At 60.5% G+C, this 17472-nt stretch carries 11 protein-coding genes and 2 pseudogenes; 9 read left to right on the top strand and 4 right to left on the bottom strand.

Annotation, left to right across the window (positions count from 1 at the left end):
- Positions 1–146: 146 nt before the first annotated feature.
- The 4 genes from mgtA to ACA068_RS19800 all read left to right on the top strand — a co-directional run bounded on the left by mgtA (position 147) and on the right by ACA068_RS19800 (position 7348).
- The gene (gene mgtA, locus ACA068_RS19815) at positions 147–2849 is read left to right on the top strand and encodes a magnesium-translocating P-type ATPase (protein WP_497304164.1); all 2703 of its coding nucleotides are present in this window, start codon (positions 147–149) and stop codon (positions 2847–2849) included.
- 103 nt (positions 2850–2952) lie between these two features.
- Positions 2953–3363 carry a response regulator gene (locus ACA068_RS19810; RefSeq protein WP_497304162.1) on the top strand — a complete coding sequence of 137 codons (411 nt, stop codon included), beginning with the start codon at positions 2953–2955 and terminating at the stop codon, positions 3361–3363.
- Positions 3364–3505: 142 nt separating this feature from the next.
- The gene (locus ACA068_RS19805; protein WP_497304160.1) at positions 3506–4126 is read left to right on the top strand and encodes a response regulator; all 621 of its coding nucleotides are present in this window, start codon (positions 3506–3508) and stop codon (positions 4124–4126) included.
- Complete coding sequence (locus tag ACA068_RS19800; RefSeq protein ID WP_497304158.1) at positions 4127–7348, top strand: transporter substrate-binding domain-containing protein; 3222 nt, start codon at positions 4127–4129, stop codon at positions 7346–7348. It begins immediately after the preceding gene.
- A 3-nt stretch (positions 7349–7351) separates the two neighbouring features.
- Here the strand turns inward: ACA068_RS19800 and dkgB are convergent, their stop codons facing one another.
- Positions 7352–8155, bottom strand: a complete 804-nt coding sequence (dkgB, locus tag ACA068_RS19795) for a 2,5-didehydrogluconate reductase DkgB (protein ID WP_497304156.1) — start codon at positions 8153–8155, stop codon at positions 7352–7354.
- 236 nt (positions 8156–8391) lie between these two features.
- Positions 8392–8931 (bottom strand): PaaI family thioesterase, encoded by a 540-nt coding sequence (locus tag ACA068_RS19790; protein ID WP_094468238.1) that lies wholly within the window; start codon positions 8929–8931, stop codon positions 8392–8394.
- Between the two features lie 261 nt (positions 8932–9192).
- Here ACA068_RS19790 and ACA068_RS19785 point away from each other — a divergent pair, with 261 nt between their 5' ends.
- The 3 genes and pseudogenes from ACA068_RS19785 to ACA068_RS19775 all read left to right on the top strand — a co-directional run bounded on the left by ACA068_RS19785 (position 9193) and on the right by ACA068_RS19775 (position 12308).
- Positions 9193–10059 carry a pirin family protein gene (locus ACA068_RS19785; protein ID WP_497304154.1) on the top strand — a complete coding sequence of 289 codons (867 nt, stop codon included), beginning with the start codon at positions 9193–9195 and terminating at the stop codon, positions 10057–10059.
- A 191-nt stretch (positions 10060–10250) separates the two neighbouring features.
- Entirely contained in the window at positions 10251–11693 is a 1443-nt protein-coding gene (locus tag ACA068_RS19780) for a mechanosensitive ion channel domain-containing protein (protein WP_497304152.1), read from the top strand.
- 174 nt (positions 11694–11867) lie between these two features.
- Positions 11868–12308 (top strand): annotated as a pseudogene (locus tag ACA068_RS19775) (carboxymuconolactone decarboxylase family protein).
- On the opposite strand, the pseudogene ACA068_RS19770 reads toward ACA068_RS19775, so the two are convergent.
- Both ACA068_RS19770 and ACA068_RS19765 read right to left on the bottom strand, forming a co-directional pair.
- Positions 12309–13469 (bottom strand): annotated as a pseudogene (locus tag ACA068_RS19770) (DHA2 family efflux MFS transporter permease subunit); the annotation flags it as partial.
- A gap of 75 nt (positions 13470–13544) precedes the next feature.
- Positions 13545–14309, bottom strand: coding sequence for an AraC family transcriptional regulator (locus ACA068_RS19765; protein WP_497304150.1), 765 nt, complete (start codon positions 14307–14309; stop codon positions 13545–13547).
- A gap of 99 nt (positions 14310–14408) precedes the next feature.
- Here ACA068_RS19765 and ACA068_RS19760 point away from each other — a divergent pair, with 99 nt between their 5' ends.
- Entirely contained in the window at positions 14409–15542 is a 1134-nt protein-coding gene (locus ACA068_RS19760; RefSeq protein ID WP_497310631.1) for an MFS transporter, read from the top strand.
- Between the two features lie 108 nt (positions 15543–15650).
- On the top strand, positions 15651–17378 hold the full coding sequence (locus tag ACA068_RS19755) for a ShlB/FhaC/HecB family hemolysin secretion/activation protein (protein WP_497304148.1): 1728 nt from the start codon (positions 15651–15653) through the stop codon (positions 17376–17378).
- Positions 17379–17472: the final 94 nt, after the last annotated feature.

Genomic DNA, 17472 nt, shown 5'->3' with positions numbered 1-17472 from the left:
ATCCCGATAGCGGCCACGCTTGCGCCGTGTCCCGACCTCCCTCTCATCGACGCTTGACCGTGTGTGATGTTCGACGTGCCTGTCGTCATCGCAGCGACTCGACACGCCTGCTTGAAGGTCTCCCGGCTGACCCCGGGGGCAACGCCATGAACCTTACCCTGCTCAAGGAATTCTTCGCCGGATTCCTGCGCACCCGTCACATCGGCCGACACTTTCGCCGACTGGCGCTGCTGGAAAGCTTCACCGACACCACGGTCAGCCGTGAAGTTCCGCCAACGCTGGCGCAAACCCTGGTCGCCGCTGCCAACAGCGCCACCGGCCCCTTGCTGAAAAAACTTGGCAGCCACACCGACGGTTTGAGTGAACGGGAAGCCGACACATTGCGCGAGCAATACGGCCTCAACGAAGTCGAGCATGAGCAGCCATTGTCTTGGTGGACCCACTTGTGGCACTGCTACAAAAACCCGTTCAACCTGCTGCTGACCTTGCTCGCGGTGATCTCCTGGCTGACGGAAGACATGAAAGCCGCCATCGTGATTTTCTCGATGGTGGTGCTCTCGACCTTGTTGCGCTTCTGGCAGGAAAGCAAATCCAACCAGGCCGCCGACGCCCTCAAGGCAATGGTCAGCAACACCGCCACGGTGCTGCGCCGGGAGGCATCCCGCACCGAGGTGCCGATCAAGCAATTGGTGCCGGGCGATCTGATCGTGCTTTCGGCCGGCGACATGATCCCTGCCGATTGCCGGGTGCTCAGCGCCAAGGACCTGTTCGTCAGCCAGGCGGCGATGACCGGCGAATCGATGCCGGTGGAAAAGTTTCCCCGCCAGCAGGACAGCAACACCGGCAACCCGCTGGACCTGGACAACATCCTGTTCATGGGCACCAACGTGGTGTCCGGCACGGCAATGGCGGTGATTCTCACCACCGGCAACAACACCTATTTCGGCGCCCTGGCCCAGCGTGTCGGTGCCACCGATCGCGCGCCGACCTCGTTCCAGACCGGGGTCAACAAAATCAGCTGGCTGTTGATCCGCTTCATGTTCGTGATGGCGCCGCTGGTACTGTTCATCAACGGTTTCACCAAGGGCGACTGGACCGAAGCGCTGCTGTTCGCGCTGTCGATTGCCGTGGGCCTGACCCCTGAAATGCTGCCGATGATCGTCACCTCGACCCTGGCCAAAGGCGCGGTGTTCCTGTCGCGTAAAAAAGTCATCGTCAAACGCCTCGACGCGATCCAGAACTTCGGCGCCATGGACGTGCTGTGCACCGACAAGACCGGCACCCTGACCCAGGACAAAATCTTTCTCGCCCGCAACGTAGACGTCTGGGGCAACGACTCCGACGACGTGCTGGAAATGACCTACCTCAACAGCTACTACCAGACCGGCCTGAAAAACCTGCTGGACGTGGCGGTGCTTGAGCACGTGGAAATCCACCGTGAGCTGAAGATCGGCACGGCGTTTCGCAAGGTCGATGAAATTCCGTTCGACTTCACCCGCCGACGCATGTCGGTGGTGGTCGCCGGGCGCGATCAACCGCACTTGCTGATCTGCAAAGGTGCGGTGGAAGAAGTACTGGCGGTCTGCACGCGTGTGCGCCACGGCATGGTTGATGAAGCGCTGACCGATGAACTGTTGGCGCGGATTCGCCAGGTCACTGCCGCGTTCAATGCTGAAGGTCTGCGGGTAGTCGCCGTGGCTGCACGGCCCATGATCGAAGGCCGCGACACTTACAGCCTGGCGGATGAACAGGCGCTGACGCTGATCGGCTATGTGGCGTTCCTCGATCCACCGAAAGAAAGTACCGCCCCGGCCCTGAAGGCCCTGGCCGCTCATGGTGTCGCGGTGAAAGTGCTGACCGGCGACAACGAACGGGTGACCGCGAAGATCTGCCGCGAAGTCGGCCTGGAACAACAAGGCCTGCTGCTGGGCAACGACATCGAGCGCATGAGCGATGCCCAACTGGCGGTAGCGGTCGAGACCACCAACGTCTTTGCCAGACTCACGCCGTCGCACAAGGAACGCATCGTGCGTCTGCTCAAAGGCAACGGCCATGTCGTGGGGTTCATGGGCGACGGCATCAACGACGCACCGGCGCTGCGCACCGCCGACATCGGTATTTCGGTGGACAGCGCCGTCGATATCGCCAAGGAAGCGGCCGACATCATCCTCCTGGAAAAGAGCTTGATGGTGCTGGAGGAGGGCGTACTGGAAGGGCGCCGGACCTTCGCCAACATGCTCAAGTACATCAAAATGACCGCCAGTTCTAACTTCGGCAACGTGTTCTCGGTGCTGGTGGCCAGCGCGTTCATTCCGTTCCTGCCGATGCTGCCGATGCACCTGCTGGTGCAGAACCTGCTTTACGACATTTCGCAGATCGCCATCCCGTTCGATCACGTCGATGAAGAAATGCTCAGCAAGCCGCAGCGCTGGCAACCGGCGGATGTCGGGCGCTTCATGCTGTTTTTCGGTCCGATCAGTTCGATCTTCGACATCACCACGTTTGCCCTGATGTGGTACGTGTTCGACGCCAATACCCCGGACCATCAAACCCTGTTCCAGTCCGGCTGGTTCGTGGTCGGGCTGCTGACCCAGACCTTGATCGTGCACATGATCCGCACACCGAAAATCCCGTTTCTGCAAAGCCGCGCAGCCATGCCGCTGATGGTCATGACCGGGATCATCATGGCCGTGGGGATTTTCCTGCCAATGGGGCCGTTGGCGCACTACTTCAAATTGCAGGCGCTGCCGTCGCTGTATTTCGTGTTCCTGCCGCTGATCCTGCTGGCGTACATGGGGCTGACTCAGGCGGTGAAGGGTTTCTACATTCGGCGGTTTGGATGGCAGTAATGGCTGGAAGTGGCGGTTTTTTAGGAAAAGTCCTACAGAAACATTCGTGCGTCTCCCGTAGCCTCCGCGCATCCAAAAAACCGCGCTTTCCAGAGAGGCTCCGATGCCGAATAAAGCTTTGCGCATCCTGATCGCCGACGAGCAACACTTTCACCGGTTGCTGATCGAGCGGTTGTTCAATCAGCTCGATTATTACCGAGTGGCGCCAGTGCAGGACCTTGCTTCAATGCTGACCCTGGTCGAGTACGGTTGCGAGCCGTTCGACCTGGTTGTCGTCAATGCCGCGCTGGCGGCAGGTGAACTGGATTTGCTCAGCTATTTTCTCGATAACCCGCAGGTTCGCCACGCACTGATTTTCGACGGCCAACGGGCACAGTTGCCGGCGATCCCGGCCAGCCGGCAACCGAAAGTTCAAGTGAGCCATGCGGCGCTGCCTGATCTGCGGTGTATCCAGATGTTGATGACGATCATTGATCCATCGTCGCAGGAGCGTTATCAGCGGTACGCCGGGTGATTGCGACATACCGTTCGTCGGCACTGTCATTTCTGACAGGTAGATTCTGCCTTTCTCCCATGCAACAGTCCTGGCGCAGCCGTTGCGTCTGCCCCGGCGTTATCCGACGGGCATTCGTTGAGTCTTTGCACAGGGAGTTGCCATGAAGTCAGTGATGATTGTGGACGATCATCCGGTGGTTCGCGCCGCAGTCAAGCTGGTACTTGAGCGGGAAGGTTTCAAGCGGATTCATGAGGCGGCTAGCGTTGGGGAAGCGTTGACCCTGCTCCGCGAGCATCAGGTCGATCTGCTGATCCTGGATCTGGTGATGCCCGGCGGCAACGGCCTGGACCTGCTGGAACGAATCAAGGCCAGCGACTGGAAATGCGTGGTGCTGGTTTTCACTTCGCTCGATCCGCTGTTTTTCCAGGAGCGTTGCATGCGCGGTGGCGCGTTGGCGTATGTCTCAAAAACCAACAGCCTGGATCAGTTGCACAAAGCTGTGCACGCAATGATGGCGGGCTACACCTATTTTTCGCAGTTGCTGTCCAGGCCGATGAACCCGTTGCAACACAGCGAAAAGAAGTTGATCGATACACTGTCCAACCGCGAGTTGACCATCTTGCAATACCTTGCCCGAGGCTTCTCCAACAAAGCGATCTCCGAAGCCATGAACCTGAGCCACAAAACCGTCAGCACCTACAAAACGCGCTTGATCATAAAACTGGGGGTTGTTGCGGCGGTGCATCTGCGGGACTTCGCCATACGCAATCACCTGATCTGAGTGCGCCAGACCGTGCGGTGCATTCTGCTGATCCTGATGATGTGCCTGGTGCTGCCAGCCTTGGCCACGGTCGCCGGCGAGTCGGAGCGCTTGCAGCTGCTGGGCCGTTCGACGGTGGAGGGCTACGAGCTCCGTCTGGATGAACAGGACCGGCAATGGCTGCGCAATAAGCGTGTCCTGCGCCTCGGGGTGAGCGGGCCGGACTACCCGCCGTTCGAGGTGACGCGCAATCACGACGAGTTGGAGGGCATCACCGCCGATTACGCCGCGCTGGTGGCGCAACTGTTGAACGTGCAGATCGAGGTGCTGCGTTATGTCACGCGCGAAGCGGCCATGGAGGCTCTTAAATCCGGTGAGCTGGATCTGCTGGGGACCTCTAACAACTTCGAACTGGCCGACCCCGAGCTGATCCTGTCCAGTGCTTATGCTGAAGATCAGCCGATGCTGGTCACCCGCCTGGACGAGCGTATGCCGGAGGATCTGGCAGGTAAGCGCATCGCCATGGCCGACGATTATCTGCCGGCGCAGAGCGTTGAATCGTTCTATCCCGAGGCCAGCCTGCAACGTTATCCGTCGGCGCTCGATGCGCTCGGGGCAGTGGCGTATGGGCAGGATGATGTGTACCTCGGCGACCTCATCAGCGGCAATTATCTGATCAACAATAACTACTTCAATTCCGTCCGTCTGGTGGGGCCGTCGGGCCTCGACGCTAACCCGTTTGGCTTTGCCCTGGCTCGGGACAACCTGCCGTTGAAGGATCTCATCGACAAGGCGCTGGCGGCGATCCCCATGGAGCAGCGCTCAATCATCGAGCAGCGCTGGAGCGCCGGCAGGGCCAAAGTGGCGGGACAGCAACGCGTGGGTCTGAGTGTGAGTGAACAGCGCTGGCTGGATCAGCATCCGACGGTGAGGGTGGCGGCGATCGAGGACTTTGCGCCGTTGACGTTTTACACCGCCAATGGAAGCTTCAGTGGGTTGACGGCGCAATTGCTGACGCTGATCAGCCAGCGTAGCGGCTTGAACTTCAACGTGGTGCGAGGCCAGACCCTGGACCAGCAGATCCAGCGACTCAAGGCCGGCGAGATCGACATTTTGCCCGCCATCATCCCCACGACCACGGACGTAGCCGGACTGCACTTTACCCGGTCCTATGTGACCAATCCGTACACGCTGGTCAGTGCAACAACGGCCGATAGCCCGAAGACACTGGACGATCTGGCCGGTAAACGCCTGGCGATTTATTCCCGTCACCCGATGCGTGCGTTCATTCAGGCGCGGGCGCCGCAGGTGCAGATGGTGGACGTACAAAACCCGGCCCAGGGCCTGGAGTTGGTGGCGAAGGGGCAGGCTGATGCCGCGCTCAGCTCTTTGTTCATCACCCGTTACCTGATTGCCCGGTATTACCAGGAGCGTTTACGGATCAGCAGCACCGTGGGTGATGAGCCGGCGCGCATCGCCATGGCAACCGGTCGTGACCAGCCGGAGTTGTACTCGATTTTGAACAAGGCGTTGCTGAGTATTTCGCCCGAAGAGATGGACGCGTTGGTCGCTCGCTGGAGCAATGATGCGGTAGTCGAAGACAGCTATTGGCTGCGTCATCGGCAAAATATCTTGCAGGCATTTGCCGCCGCCGGGGCTTTGTTGTTACTGGCGATGGGCTGGATTGCCTGGCAGCGTCGGCAGATCCGCCAGCGCCAGCTTTGGGTGCAGCAATTGCAGGAGGCCAAGGACGCGGCGGACGATGCCAACCGTGCCAAAACCACGTTTCTGGCGACCATGAGCCATGAAATCCGCACACCGATGAATGCCTTGATCGGCATGCTTGAAATGGCTGAGAAGCGGGCGCAAGCGGGCATCGCCGACCTTTTTTCCATAGGCGTCGCGTCCACCGCCGCGCAGCAGTTGCTGGCATTGATCGGCGATATCCTGGACATCGCACGCATCGAATCCGGGTATTTGTCCCTGACGCCCGAGCGGGTGAATCTGCGGGAGCTGGTGGCATCGGTGTGCCGGGTCTTTGAAGGGTTGGCACGGGAGAAAAATCTGGCGTGGGGAGTCGATCTCGACCCGCGCAGCGACTGCGACGTGCTGGTCGACCCCACGCGCTTCAAGCAGGTGCTGTCCAACCTGTTGAGCAATGCGATCAAGTTCACCCGTGAAGGGGAGGTGAGTTTGACGATGCGCGTGGTGCCCGGTGTGTCGGGGCATCTGGCGGTCAATCTGCGCATTGAAGACAGTGGCATCGGCATCAGTGCAGCCGACCAGCAGCGGTTGTTCAGTCCGTTCGTTCAGGCCGGTAACAGCCAGCAATCCGCCCGCCAGGGTTCCGGCCTGGGATTGGTGATCAGCCGCACGTTGTGCGAAATGATGGGCGGACGGCTGGTGCTGCAAAGCGTCCTCGGCCAGGGCTCGCAAGTCGACATCAGTCTTTCGGTGATGGCGTTGAAAGCGTTGCCACCCTGTGAAGCAGTGGACAGCGGATCGCTGAAACCCACGCGGCCACTGACGATTTTGGTGGTTGACGATTACCCGGCCAATCGCCTGTTGCTCTCAAGCCAGCTGGGCTATCTGGGGCATCGCGTGATGGAGGCCGAGGATGGCGAGCAAGGGCTGGAGCTGTGGCGTGTCCACGAGTTCGATGTGGTCATCACTGACTGCAATATGCCGAACCGCAGCGGTTATGAATTGACCGGTGCGATACGCGATGAAGAGCGTATGCAAGGCCTGTTGCCGACGCTGATCCTGGGTTTTACCGCCAATGCGCAACGCGAGGAAAAGGTCCGGTGCCTTGAGGCGGGCATGGATGACTGCCTGTTCAAACCCATTCGGCTGGCGGATCTGAGTGGATGGCTGGCTGACCGGTTTGAAGAGGCCAGGAGTGAACCCCCTTCGTCGTCGCTGATCGACTTGAGCGAGTTGGAGCAATACGTCGGTGAAGACCGGACGTTGATTAATCAATTGCTGCGCGAACTGGCCGTGACCAATCGGGATGACCGTGAACATCTGCTTGAAGCGCACGCTGGCAACCATCTCGCTGATCTGCGAATCCTGGCGCACCGCATCAAGGGCGGTGCGCGCATGGTCCGGGCCCAGCGGTTGATCGAGTGTTGTGAGGCGCTGGAGCGCGCCTGCGGCGAAGGGCATGTGGTATCGATCGACGAGGCCGTCGGTCAATTGCAGCACGCCATGTCAAGTCTCGATCAGAGCCTTGAGCCGGGCTGACACTTAATCCCAGTTCGGCGCGATGCCTTTGGGGCTGGTCAATCGATGGCCGCGATCAAGACCTGCGATCAGCGCCATGTCGGCTTCGCTCAATTGCAGGGCACAGGCTTGCAGATTGCTTTGCAGGTTGGCGCGTTTGGTGGAAGAGGGGATGACCGCGTAACCCAGCTGCATGGCCCAGGCCAGTGTGACTTGCGCCGAGGTGGCCTGCAGGCGCTCGGCGATTTGCTGGATGACCGGGTCTTTCAACACTTCGCCGTAGGCCAGGGTCATGTAGGAGGTGATCTGGATGCTGTGACGCTGAGCGAACTCGACGACCTTGCGGTTTTGCAGGTACGGGTGCAGCTCGATCTGGTGGGTGGCAATGTTCTCGGCACCGACCGCTGCAATCGCTTTTCGCATCAGCTCAACGGTGAAGTTCGAGACGCCGATCTGCCGGGTCAGGCCCAGTTGCTTGGCTTCGAGCAAGGCGCTCATGAATTCTTCGACCGGCACTTGATCGTCCGGCGACGGCCAGTGGATCAGTGTCAGGTCCAGGTAGTCGGTCTGTAGTTTGCGCAGGCTTTCTTTGAGGCTGTCGATCAACCGGTCTTTGGCAAAGTTGGCGACCCATATTTTGCTGGTGATGAACAATTCTTCACGGGCGATACCGCTGGCGGCGATGGCCTCGCCGACCTCGGCTTCGTTTTCGTAGATTTGCGCGGTGTCGATCACCCGGTAGCCCAGCGCCAGGCCGGTGCTCACCGAATCGATGACCACCTGGCCTTGCAAGCGAAAGGTACCAAGACCGAATGCGGGAATAGACATCAATGACTCCAGGGGTTGCAGTGGGAATGGACAGGAGTATCCCCGGCTGCCTCCCCGGGAAAAACCGCTGGATGGGCAAAGCAATGTTTACCGCAAGTCATGAATCGGGGGGGCGCCTGGAGAATTGAGGGTGTCGGGTCTGCCTTCTTCGCGGGCAAGCCTCGCTCCTACAGGGGGCGGCGTTGCGTTTGTAGGAGCGAGGCTTGCCCGCGAAGGCCGCGACTCGGTCTCGGAACTTATCCCCGAGCCTCAAGAATCATGCAAGTCGTCGACCCCGTCGCATACAACCGCCCATCCACATCATAAATCCGCCCCTCGGCCAGCGCAGTGGAACGGCCCAGATGCACAATTTTCCCTTCGGCCCTGACCGGTCCGCTGGCACCGGTCAACGCCCGGACGTAGCTGATGCGCAAGTCCAGCGTCGTATACCCCTGGCCCTTCTTCAGCTGCGTATGAATCGCGCAGCCCATGCACGAATCCAGCAAGGTCGCCGCATAGCCGCCATGCACGCTGCCCAGCGGGTTGTAGTGCCGCGAATCCGGCGTGCCTTGGAAAATGAACAGCCCGGCCGACCATTCGATGGGGATGAAGTCCATCAAGGCGCCGATGGGCGGTGAAGGCAGTGCGCCGTCGCCGATACCCTCGAAAAACTCGGCGGGCGACAGCGCACTGACCTCGGCCATGGACAGGCTGCCCGGTCCGGCCAGACGCGAGCGCATGGCCTGTTCCTGGGCGATCCATTGGGCGAGGGTGGCGTCGCGGTTGGGGCTTTGCATGATGAGGTCCTCAGGCGGTAGCAGATATTATGGTTGTAATCTCGGTCGATATTATGTCCGAAATAAAAACTCCGCCAGCCCCGTGTGTCGAGTGATCAACCGATAGTGCCCAGGCTCAATTCCTCGCAGATACCAACTCTGTCGAAACCTTCGCCATCGTTCTCCAGATAGAACGCTCAGGCTGATTTTTGCCGTCTAGTGGATCAGAGGGATCGGTCTTAAGCTGGGCCCATCGCGTCAATCAACGAATTTGGAGGCAGGATGAAAAACATCATCGGTATCTACACCAGCCCGCGGACCCACTGGGTCGGCGACGGTTTTCCGGTTCGCACGCTGTTTTCCTATGACAACCTGGCCAAACACATCAGCCCGTTTTTGCTGCTCGATCATGCCGGCCCTGCCGAATTCGCCCCGACCACCGAACGCCGTGGTGTGGGGCAGCACCCGCACCGCGGTTTCGAAACCGTGACCATCGTTTACAAGGGCGAAGTGGAGCACCGCGACTCCACCGGCAGCGGCGGCAAGATTGGCCCCGGCGATGTGCAATGGATGACCGCGGCGTCGGGGATCCTCCACGAGGAGTTCCACTCCGAAGGGTTCGCCAAGCACGGTGGCACCCTGGAAATGGTTCAACTGTGGGTCAACTTGCCGGCCAGGGACAAAATGGCCGATGCCGGTTACCAGACGATTCTCGATGGCGACATCCCGAGCCTTCCGCTCAAGGACAAGGCCGGCAGCTTGCGCTTGATCGCGGGCGAGTTTGAGGGACACACCGGTCCGGCACGCACGTTCACGCCGATCGACGTCTGGGACCTGCGCCTCAACGGCGGCAAGTTGTTGACCCTCGACCTGCACGAAGGTCGCAACACCGCGCTGGTGGTGCTGCGCGGTACGGTTGAGGTCAATGGTCAGGAACTTATGCGTGAAGGGCAGTTGGCGTTGTTCGAACGCGATGGGCATCAGCTCAGCCTGGAAGCCAATGACGACGCGGTGGTGTTGTTGCTCAGCGGAGAGCCGATCGACGAACCGATTGTTGGCCACGGCCCGTTCGTGATGAACAGCGAGCAAGAGATCCATCAGGCCTTTGCCGACTTCCAGTCAGGCCGGTTCGGTCAGATGAGCGAATGAACAAGTGTTGTACTGTCAAAACCCGGTGGGAGCGAGCCGGCTCGCGATGACGGTATGACTGCCCCCGAGCAGTGACTGTCAGACCGCTATCGCGAGCAGGCTCGCTCCTACATTGGTTTTGCATCAAACACTCCTACACTGTGCCCAATCTGTGAGATCTTCGCGCCATTGGCCCTCGCTGGAGTTGTTTGATGCTGTCACTGCTTACCCATCACCCATTGATCAGCGCAATGGTCCTGATCCTGATCGATCTCGGCTTGTGGCGCTTGATCAGTGCCAACGGCAGCAACTGGAAACTGGTCGTGCGGCTGGTGATTTTTGCACTGTTCAGCGTCCTGTTGTTCAACGAAGGCATGAACCCGCTGGAGCCGGCACCTTGGGCCGACAACGTACCGCTGCACCTGGCGGCCACGGGGTTGCAGATCGGCTGGTGGCTGTTCGCCGCGCGCACGTTGACGGTGCTGATCGGTGCGCTGATGATGCAACGGGTCGGGCACACCGGGCGGTTGCTGCAGGATCTGCTCGGTGCGGTGATCTTTCTGATTGCCGTCATCGCCGCCCTGGCCTATGTGCTCGAACTGCCGGTCAAAGGCGTGCTCGCCACCTCCGGTGCGTTGGCGATCATCGTCGGCCTGGCTTTGCAAAGCACCCTCAGCGACGTGTTCTCCGGGATCGTCCTCAACACCACCAAGCCCTATCAACTGGATGACTGGATCTCCATCGACGGCACCGAAGGCAGGGTCACCGACATCGACTGGCGCGCCACGCGCCTGCAAACGTCCCAGGGCAGCCTGGCGGTGATTCCCAACTCGCTGGCGGCCAAGGCCAAGATCATCAATTTCAGCCGGCCGAGCGATATGTTCGGCGTCTCGATCAGCCTGCAACTGAGCCCGCACGCGCGCCCGCAAACGGTGCTCGACGCGCTGGAGCGGGCGATGCAGGGTTGCCGTTATCTGCTGAACAAACCGGCGCCATGTGTCGCGTTGAAAGGCTCCAGCGCCAGTGGTGTGGAGTACGAAATCAGTGGCTTCGTGGTCTCCATGGATCAGAAGCGCATGGTGCGCAATCTGCTGTTCGACCTGGCGTACCGGCACTTGCAGGCGTCCGGTGTCAGCCTGTTGTCGAACGTCGAATCCAACGCGCCTGCCGGCCTGTCACGGCCACGGGCGTTGCTGGACAGCTCGAACATTTTCTCGACCCTGCGTCAGGAAGAGAAAGACACCTTCAGCCAGAACATGACCCTGCAAACCTTCCGCGCCGGTGACATGATCCTGCCGGCGGGGGAGGTCAGCGATCACCTGTTCATCATCGAATCGGGTGTGGTCTCGGTGCAATTGAGCCGGGGCGGGGTCAAGTTCGAATCCGGGCGCATGGGGCCGGGAGAGGTTATCGGCGAGGGCGGGATTTTGTCCGATACCGCGCTGCCGGCGGAGTTCAGCGCCAAGACGGCCTGCAGCTTGTACCGCATCGAGAAGGACTACCTCAAACCGTGCCTGGATGCGCGCCATGACATCAGCGAAGCGATGAAGGCGTTGCTGGATTTCCGCGTGCACAAGGCGCAGACCCTGACCCAGGAAGTGCCGAAGATGGTGGAGAAGAGAGGGTTTTTGCGGTGGTTGCGGAGTCGGGCTTAGCTATTTTTGGGGGGATGAGCGCTGCGCGGTTCGTGAGCAGGCTCACCGATTTCAGATCGCCAACCCGCGATCGATACATCCAATGGCCTGCTCGACTTCTGCGATATTGGCTATTTGTGAGAGGCGTGGGGGGGATTAACTTAGCTCCCCCCCCACTTGCTCTTGGAACCCGCCATGAAGCCTCGCATCGATTTCTACACCGTGTCCCCAGACGCCCTCAAAGCCATGATCGCGCTGGAAGGCGCTGTTTCGAAGCTGCCGCTGGAAAAAACCCTGATCGAACTGGTCAAGCTGCGCACCTCGCAAATCAACGGCTGCGCCTTCTGCCTGGACATGCACGGCGCCGATGCGCGCAAGGGCGGTGAAGACGAGCGCCGTCTGTACACATTGTCGGCCTGGCGTGAAACGCCGTTCTTCACCCCGCGTGAACGCGCGGCGCTGTCGTGGACTGAATCCCTGACACTGCTGAGCCAGACTCACGCGCCGGATTAGGACTATGAACTGGCGGCGTCCGAGTTCAGCCCGAAGGAATTGGTCGACCTGACCGTAGCCATTACCACCATCAACGCCTGGAATCGTCTGGCAGTGGGTTTGCGCAAAATGCCGCAAGCCTGATCAGTGAGCGTCTGCTGACGGCGCAGCCGGTGGTTGCACCTTGTGCATCAAGGGCACCATCGCCGTGGCGATGATGAAGCAGACCATGATCATCAAAAACGCATCGCCGTAGGTCTGGGTTTGGGCTTCGCGGAAGGTCAGCAGCCATAGCTGATGCAGGCTGGCGGTGATGCCGACGTCGCCGCTCTGGCCGAGGGCGGCGAAGTTGTTGCCGACCAGGGACAGCCACTGATTCAGTGCCTCGTTAGTGCTGTTCAGGTTCTCCGCCAAGCGGGTGAAGTGCAGGTTGGTGAGGTCGTTGAGAATGGTCGCACACGCGGCGATGCCGATGGCGCCCCCCAGGTTTCGCATCAGGTTGAATAGCCCCGAAGCATGTTTGAGCCGCGCCGGCGCCAGTCCGCCCAGGGTCAATGTCACTGCCGGCGGCACCGCCAGTTGCTGGGCAATGCCGCGCAAGGCCTGCGGCAGCATCAATTCTTTGCCGCCCCAGTCATGGGTGATCGGGCTGAAATCCCACATCGACAGCGCGAACAGCCCAAGGCCGGTCATCATGATCCAGCGCAGGTCGATGCGATTGGCCAGAAAGGCGTACAGCGGAATCGCCATGATCTGGAACACCCCGGTGGAGAAAACCGCCAGACCAATGTCCAGCGCACCGTAGCCTCGCACCCGGCCAAGAAACAACGGGGTCAGGTAAATAGTGGCGAACAGGCCGATCCCAGTGACGAACGAAAAGAAACAGCCGAGGGCGAAGTTGCGGTCCTTCAACGCGCGCAAATCGACGATCGGATTGGCCACCTGCAAGGTTCGACCGATGAAGGCCAGCCCGGCCAGGCCGCTGATCCATGCCGTAGTCAGAATCGTGCTGTCGCTGAACCAGTTCCAGCGCGGGCCTTCTTCGAGGGTGTATTCCAGGCAACCGAGAAACAGCGCCATGAACACCATACTCAGGTAGTCGGCGCCCTTGAGCAGCGACAGTTCCGGCTGGTCGATTTTTACCAGCATCGGCACCACCACCGCGACGAAAATCCCCGGCACCAGGTTGATGTAGAACAGCCAGTGCCAGGACGAAATGTCAGTGATCCAACCACCAATCACCGGCCCCATGGTCGGTGCCAGCGAAGCCACCGCGCCAATGGTCGCGGCCGCGATCACCCGTTTGAGCAGGGGAGGCTTGGGCGTGCTCACCGGGACAGTGGTGGTGGTAAATGATTTCTGCTGCCGGTCGTCAGGTGCTTATTTGAGCCAATGGCCTGGGGTGATGCCGGTCATGTCCTTGAAGAACGCAATAAACGCGCTGTCACTGGCAAATCCGGTTTCGAATGCGCTGTAGCTGATGCTGCGTCCAGTGGCGAGCAGCTCCATGGCGCGCATCAGCCGCCACTGTTGGCGCCATTGCTGATAACTCATGCCGGTTTCGCGCTGGAAGATTCGCCCGATGGTGCGGCCGCTGGCGCCGATCTGTCTTTCCAACACCTGAAGTTCCGGCGGCAGTTGCTCGGGCGTTGCCAGAAGTGGTGCCAGGCGTTTGTCCGTCGGCAAAGGCAACAGCATCGATTGCTGCTTCGCATCGCGAATTTCGCTCAGGCAAAGACCCAGCAAGTGAACAAATTTGCCCTGCTGCCAATCGGTGTTGAAGTCGGCGAGCGCGATCGGTTCCAGCACCGCCCGCAACAACGGACTGACTTCAATCACGCAGACTTGCTGCGGCAGCTTGGCGCACAGCTGCGCGGTCAGATAGATGGAGCGGTAGTCGACGCTTTGCTGCATCACGGCGCGGTGTTCAACCCCCGGTGGAATCCACGCCGCACGGGAGGGCGGCAACAGGCACAACTGCTGCGCGAGGGTGATGCGTGTGCAGCCTTGGCGGGTGAACAGCAACTGTCCGCGCTGGTGCCGATGCAACCCTGAATCATGGTCGCCCAAGGTCGCGGCGATGCCGACCACCGACGCCGAGTAACGGTCGGGATTGAACCGTGTGTGTGAATCAATCCAGGCCATGGTTGTCCGATTTCAACGATTAAATGTCAGGGTTTGGATAATACGTCAGTCACCGCTCTTTAAGCTGCTCGCCAGTTTTTCTTGAAGAGTGAAGTCGTGATGAATTCCAAAAGCCTGTTGATTCTTGCGATCGCATTGCTGATGTTTCCGCAGATCGCCCAAACCCTTTACAGCCCGGCACTGGCGGACATCGGCCAGGCCTTTGCCGTCGCCCCGCAACAAGCGGCGCAAACCCTGTCGGTGTACTTCCTGGCATTTGCATTCGGCGTGGTGGTGTGGGGGCGGATGTGCGACCGCATCGGCCGTCGCCCCTCAATGCTGGCCGGGCTGGCGGTGTATGCCGGTGCCTCGGTGCTGGCGCTGAACGCCCGCACATTCGATGCGCTGCTGATGGCCCAGGCGCTGGCTGCGTTCGGTGCCGCGGTGGGCTCGGTCGTCACGCAAACCCTGTTGCGTGACCGCTTCAAAGGTGCAGAACTGGCGCAGGTGTTTTCGGTGATGGGCATCGCGCTGGCGGCCAGCCCTGCGATAGGCCTGTTCACCGGGGCGAGCCTGGTGCAAGCGTTCGGCTATCGAGGCGTGCAGGTAGGCCTGTTGCTGTTGTCCTCGGCGTTATGGATGTGGTGCCTGCGGACCTTGCCGGAAACCCGACCGCAAAATGTCCAGACACCCGCGCTGTTCGAGACGCTGTGGAGAATGCTGCAAGACCGCGATATCTGGCGCTCCACGCTGTTGGTGGCGCTGTTCAATATTGCCTTGTTCAGCTACTACAGCCTCGGCCCGTTCATGTTTCAGCGGCTGGGTTTGAGTGCGCAATGGTTTGGTTACAGCGGGGTGATTCTGGCCCTGGGTTCCGGGCTCGGCGCGTGGCTCAACAAACGATTGCTGCGTCGCGGCGCGAGGGGGCCGCAGCTGATCCAGTTGGCGGGTGCGCTGATGTGGGTGGGTGCCAGCGGCGTGTGGCTGCTGGAAGAAAGCGCGCTGTTTGTACTGCCGATGCTGCTGGTGGTGCTGGCGTTCGGTATGGCGATCCCGAACATCCTCGGTTCCGCTTTGACCCACTACGGCGATCGACTGGGCACGGCCGGGGCGCTGTTTGGTTTGCTGTATTACCTGCTGATCGGCGGTGGGCTGATGTTCGCAGCCTGGGGCCAGGCGTTGGGGGAAACCTTGCTGTTTTGCGGCGCGTTGTCCTTGTTGTTGGCGTTAACAGCAAGGAAACCAATTGTTTAAGAAATGTAAGCGTTGTAGGACGCGTCTTGCATTTGTGTAGGAACGATCTGACTATCACTCGCATTGATGGGATGGCATTAAGCCATTCGATGATGACAAGGATGTTGAGTGCCGTATTCGTTTCGCGTTGTGCCTCCTGGTAGTTCCTCGCCTTGCACGCTGTTGTTGGCTTCGTTGTTGAGCCTGAGTGCTTCTGCACTCCAGGCGGCAGAGCCTTCCGCCCCAGGCCAGGAAGTGCTGCGCCAGCAACAACAGCAACAGCGCGATCTGCAACAACTGCAACTGGACCAGCGCCGTCGGCAACTGGAGCGCGGCAGCTTTGGTCCTGCGCCGGTCGCGCCCGCCGTCCCCGCCAGTGTGCCCGCCGATGAACGCTGCTGGCCCCTAAGTGGCACGCGCGTCGGTGGCGTCACCCTGATCAGCAGCCAGACCCTCAACGAGCGGATCAAGCCGCAACTGTCGTCGTGCATGGGCGTCGGCCAGATCAACCATCTGCTGGCGACCATCACCGGCCTGTATGTGGACGCGGGGTACATCGCCAGTCGGCCCTACCTGCGCAGCGCTCCGGCCGCTGGGCAATCGCTGGATATCGTGGTCGATGAAGGTTACGTCGAGTCCATCGAACTGGCCGACCAGAGCCTGCCGGTGTCCCTTGGCGGCGCCTTCCCTGGAATGCTCGGCAAGCCGCTGTACCTGCGCGATCTTGAGCAAGGCCTGGATCAGTTGAACCGCTTGCGTTCGCTTGACCTGACGGCCGACATCACCCCCGGCACGCAGCCCGGCGCCTCGCGGATCATCCTGCGTTCGCGCACCAGCGGCCAGTCTCGATGGGCGTTGGGCCTGGGTGTCGACAACCTCGGCAGCGCCAGCACCGGGCGTGATCGCGACACCCTGAGCCTGAGCCTCGACAGTCCGCTGGAGCTCAATGACGCACTCAACCTGAGCGTCAGCGACACCCTCAATCGCGGTGATCGCTACAGCCGCAACGCCAGCCTTTACTACGCCATTCCCTACGGTTACGGGACCTACAGCGTATTCGCCAGCCATGCCGAATACCGCGCACCGTTCAAACTCAGCACCCTGAAATTCCACAGCAGCGGCATCACCGACCAGTTCAGCGTGCGTGCGGACCGGGTGTTGTGGCGCGATCAAAGCCGTCAGCTCAGCGCCAACCTGCAACTGGCCCACAAAGACGTCGACAGTTATCTGGAGAACATTCGCCTCGGTATCCAGAGCCCGACCCTGACCGTGGCCGAAGCCGGTTTGAACCTGTTCTGGCTCAACAGCGCCGTGTGGAACCTGGATGTCAACTACGCCCAGGGCCTGCGCTGGTTTGGTGCCGATGACGATGCACAGCGCCAGGTCAACAACCTGCCCAAGGCGCAGTTTCGCAAGTACCGCGCCGGCCTCAGCCAGTGGCGCAACGGCCGGATCGGCCAGCAGGCGTGGCAGTGGCAAAGCCAGTTGAACGTGCAGTACAGCCCCGATCCGCTGCCGGCCATCGAACAACTGCTCGGTACGGACGATTCCGCCGTGCGCGGTTACCGAGTCAACAGTGCATCCGGTGCCAGCGGCGCGATCTGGCGCAACACCTTGCGCCTGCCGTTGCACAGCGATTGGCCGGTGCGAGTCACCCCGCGCCTGGGGCTGGACAACGGCTGGATCAAGGCCGACCACGGTGCCGAGGGGCAACGCCTGAGCGGGGCCAGCGCCGGGGTCAACCTGAGCTGGAAAAACCTGCAAGTGGACATCGATTACCAACGCAGCCTCAACACCCCCAGCGGTTTAAGGCATGAGCCAGAGACCTGGCTGATGCGCGTGGGGTTGCAGATATGACCACCGACTCACCCGACACACACACTCAGCCGTCGGACCTGTGCGCGACAGCCTCGGCAATCATCCCAACGCGCAACGTGATGCCGCACTTTTA

It is taken from the genome of Pseudomonas sp. LBUM1660, assembly GCF_059695935.1.
The sequence above is the reverse complement of the archived record's forward strand: the minus strand, read 5'-3'. Positions and strand labels throughout refer to the sequence as shown.